Origin of the sequence: Corynebacterium sp. (genome assembly GCF_030530965.1) — a bacterium.
Taxonomy (GTDB): Bacteria; Actinomycetota; Actinomycetes; order Mycobacteriales; family Mycobacteriaceae; genus Corynebacterium.
Map to the genome: position 1 here is coordinate 20,204 of NZ_JAUMTY010000017.1, position 3,828 is coordinate 24,031.

Genomic DNA, 3,828 nt, shown 5'->3' on the forward strand with positions numbered 1-3,828 from the left:
GAAAGGGTTCCAGCCGAACGAGATAGTGAGAGATACTCCAGTCCGACGTCGAGAAGGAAAGTCAGTCGCGCCTGCACTTCCTTGAGCACTCGGCCGGAAATCATTTCCTCACGGGAGGAGAGCGTTAACGAATTTAAGAACACCGAAGCGTCAGAGATAGATAAATCACTAAGCTCCGCGATGGATAACTCCTGGTTGGTGCCATCCGAAGAATCTCCAGCGATCTTGACCGAGAGGACCTCGGGCTTTAAACGAGCCCCATGGCACTTCGGGCACGGTACCTCACGCATATATGCCGTGAACCGCTGTTTTTGCGAATCAGACTCTGCCTGGTCTATCCGCCGATGAAGAAATGGCATGACCCCTTCAAACGGCGCGCTATATTTCCTTACTCTCCGATAAGCATTGCGATAACGAATGGAAATCTGATGATTCGATCCATGCATGATCGTCCGCTTCTGAGACGCGGTCAGGTCTTTCCACGGCGTGCTCGGAGAAACCCCCAACTGCTGGGCTATCGCCTCCACCATTTTCGAATAGAACGTTGAATGGTTACTCACCCACGGCGCGATGGCTTCGACCAGTGGCTTTGTATCGTCAGGAATCACTAACGATTCATCAACGGTGAGCTTGCTCCCCAACCCATCGCATTCGGGACAAGCTCCGTATGGCGAGTTGAACGAGAACGTTCTCGGTTCTAGTTCATCAATGGCTAGTGGATGACCATTCGGGCATGCCATCTTCTCGCTAAAACGTCGGAAACGATAAGGATGATCATCATCTAAGGAGACAAAATCAAAGATGACTACCCCATCAGCAAGATTCAATGCGGTTTCGACAGAATCAGTTAACCGCTGCTTCTGAGTCGGCTTTACTGACAGACGGTCAATAACAACTTCGATATTATGTTTGACCTGTTTTTCCAATTTAGGGACATCGGAAATGTGATAAGTCGTTCCATCTACGCGGACGCGAACATATCCCTGTGCTGAAAGGTTCTCGAATAAGTCAACAAACTCCCCTTTTCGTGTCCGCACAACCGGGGCCAAGATTTGGAATCGGAGTCCTTGCTCCATATCCATAATCTGGTCAACAATTTGTTGCGGTGTCTGGCGCTCAATAACTGCACCACAGGTCGGGCAGTGCGGGATGCCAATGCGCGCATAGAGAAGCCGGAGGTAATCATAAACTTCGGTGATCGTCCCCACCGTTGAACGCGGATTATGGTTCGTTGACTTCTGGTCAATGGAAACAGCCGGTGAGAGTCCCTCAATAAAATCGACCGCCGGTTTCTCCATCTGGCCTAGGAACTGACGGGCATAAGAGCTCAATGACTCGACATAACGACGCTGCCCCTCAGCAAAAATCGTATCGAAGGCAAGGGATGATTTACCGGATCCGGATAAACCCGTGAAAACGATGAGTTCGTCTCGAGGTAAATCGATATCAACGCCTTTTAAGTTATGTTCACTGGCTCCCCGGACGATCAGTCGATCTGCCACAGATTTCCCTCCTTATACCGCTCATTAATGGTTTGTGAAACGAATACCGCGCTATTCTACGACCAGTACAGGCCACCCCGCACACAGCGTCACGAAAAAGACCTAGGGTGGACGCATGAGTACTTCCAGCAACACTCCAGAAAACTCGGAAAGATCACACGCAGACACGGATAACGCGGCAGCTCGCACCAACGAACATATAGTTTTTGGCTCGTACACAGGGCATATTGACGGCCCTCGGCAGGCTCAGCGATTGGTCTATGAAGCCCCACCTCAATCCCGCGATGGACAGCCCACCTCATCCGAGGCAAGCGTCGTATCTATTATCAAAACTTCCGTGGGATCCATGGACAATTCCTGCTATCTCCTGGCAGTGGATAACGATGCGGTCCTCATTGATGCGGCAACTGACGCGCCTTTCCTCCTCGATCTCGCCGGTGCCGCAAGCGTGAAAATAACGGACGTTATCACTACACATTCACACTATGATCACGTCGGAGCCCTCCAAGAAGTTCTCCAGCAGACTGGGGCACGGCATCATGCATCCGCCGGGGATGCACCTGATTTACCTGCCGATGCTGACCGCGTCGTCAAGGATGGAGAAAGGTTAGACCTCGCCAGTGAGAAGCTAGCTGGCCTTCACTTGTCCGGCATTACTCTCCACGGCCACACACGTGAGGGCCTGGCCATAGCCTGTGACCCGCAATCTTCGCTCGGTATTAAAGCGCCCGTTCACGTTTTCACTGGCGATTCTCTTTTCCCCGGCGGGGTCGGAAAAACGTCGTCATCGGAGGACTTCAACCGTTTATTAGACGACGTCACCCACAAGCTCTTCGATGTGTATGATGGGTCAACCTGTATCCACCCGGGCCATGGGGACGATACGACACTGGGTGCCGAATATCCTCATCTCGCCGAATGGCGTGAGCGTGGGTGGTGATCAACGCAACCTACCCCGTGGGCGAACAGTTCTCACGCCCACGGGGTTGATCCGTCACGGATGATTGCTTCGAAAGACCCCTACGTTTATTGGAGAGAATGTGGGAACCCCCACGACCGATTCTGAACAATCCGCCATCGCCTACGAGCAGCGTGTTCTCGACTCACTCTTCACCTACGTCGATCGTGAACGTCGACTCTCTGAGGAAAAACTGAGTTCAGTTCTACGCCGGCGTACTCATGATCCTCGTGGCCTCGTCGAACGAGAAACGGCGTATAGCACGTTGCATGACCGGCTTACCATGCTGTCCTCAGCCGAAATTGGCCTGTGTTTCGGCCGTATCGATGTTGTCGAAACCGATGGCGAGGAACCGGAAAACCCATCTCCGGACAACCCTGAGCTGGATCGACGCTACATCGGGCGGATCGGGTTGTCCGATAAGGATGACGATTATCGGACTCTCCTCATGGATTGGCGCGCCCCGGGGGCACGGCCCTATTACTTGGCGACGACTGCACACCCGGAAGGTGTGGCTCTACGACGCCACTTGCGGACGAACGGACGCACTGTAACGGGAGTCACTGACGAGTACCTTGACGCTGAAGCGCTCAACGCGGATGACGTTAACGCGGACTCATCCCCACGCGGTGCTGGCGATGAATCCCCTCTGCTTTCAGCGCTCAACGCAGCCCGCACGGGGCATATGACCGACATCGTCGCAACAATTCAGCGCGAGCAAGATACCATCATCCGTGATCCTTACCGCGGAGTCACTGTTGTGGAAGGTGGCCCCGGAACTGGGAAAACGGCGGTAGCCCTCCACCGTGTCGCATATCTGCTGTACACATGGCGAGACGTCCTCTCTCCCACCGGCGTGTTAGTCATCGGGCCCAACAGGACGTTTATCGACTACATTTCCCGCGTTCTTCCGACGCTGGGTGAAGGTGGCGTTGTCCTGTCGACCATCGGCGATCTCTACCCCGGAGTAACGTCGTCGCGAATTGACTCTGAGCTCAGCAGAGAAGTCAAAGGATCCATTGAAATGGTGGAGATCCTGACTAATGCCGTGAAGAACTATCAGCTCGTCCCCGACGAAACGACGTCGTTGAGTGTGGATGGCCATCACCTGGACGTCACGCCCGCGATGGTTCGAGCTGCGCGGACGCGGGCTCGTCGTTCGCGAAAAGCGCACAACCAGGCTCGCGGTATTTTTCAAGACAAATTCCTGGACCTTCTCGCCGACGCCTTTGCCGATCAAATCGGCGAAGACCCATTAGGCGGGAATAATCTCCTTGATGCCGGCGACCGAGTTGCGCTGCGGGAAGATCTGGAAGAGGAGCCTGCAGTCATCGAATTGATGGACAGTCTGTGGCCCGAGCTGGATCC

Annotated in this window: 2 protein-coding genes and 1 pseudogene; 2 read left to right on the plus strand and 1 reads right to left on the minus strand. The window is 54.0% G+C overall.

The window, feature by feature from the left end; translation table 11 throughout:
• Window positions 1-1,502 (minus strand): annotated as a pseudogene (locus Q3981_RS04935) (excinuclease ABC subunit A); the annotation flags it as partial.
• 346 nt (window positions 1,503-1,848) lie between these two features.
• Here Q3981_RS04935 and Q3981_RS04940 point away from each other — a divergent pair.
• The gene (locus tag Q3981_RS04940) at window positions 1,849-2,442 is read left to right on the plus strand and encodes an MBL fold metallo-hydrolase (RefSeq protein ID WP_303124350.1); all 594 of its coding nucleotides are present in this window, start codon (window positions 1,849-1,851) and stop codon (window positions 2,440-2,442) included.
• A 100-nt stretch (window positions 2,443-2,542) separates the two neighbouring features.
• On the plus strand, window positions 2,543-3,828 hold a 1,286-nt coding region (locus Q3981_RS04945; RefSeq protein WP_368410091.1), incomplete at its 3' end, for a UvrD-helicase domain-containing protein.